The sequence below is a fragment of the Actinospica durhamensis genome, assembly GCF_018139695.1.
In the GTDB taxonomy this organism is placed as follows: domain Bacteria; phylum Actinomycetota; class Actinomycetes; order Streptomycetales; family Catenulisporaceae; genus Actinospica; species Actinospica durhamensis.
In genome coordinates, this window is sequence record NZ_JAGSOG010000918.1 from 1 (window position 1) to 312 (window position 312).

A 312-nucleotide genomic window follows, 5' to 3' on the forward strand; every position below is an offset into this window, starting at 1 on the left:
ATGTGACCGAAGGACGCGCCCGCGGGCTCGCGCAGGACGCCCGACTCCTCGCGACGGTGCCGCAGCTCGAGCGGGAGCTGTGCTCGGGAAGCGTCGGGCAGGATTCCGTACGGGCGGTGGCGCGCACGGTCAAGGCGGTGCGCCGCACGGGCCTCGACCCGGCACCCGAGGTCGCCGAGACCCTGCGCGTCGCACGCGAGCACGGGACGCGGGCCGGGCTGGAGCGGGTGCGGGCGCTGGAGGAGCACACCGACCCCGGGTCGGTCGAGGCGCGCCGCGCCCAGCAGCGTGAGCGCTCCTTCGCCCGGATCG

General features: G+C 76.9%; 1 protein-coding gene. It reads left to right on the top strand.

Features of this window, described 5'->3' with window-relative positions; translation table 11 throughout:
- Positions 1–312 (top strand): hypothetical protein (locus tag KDL01_RS42840; RefSeq protein WP_212534403.1); only part of this gene is annotated, 312 nt, incomplete at both ends.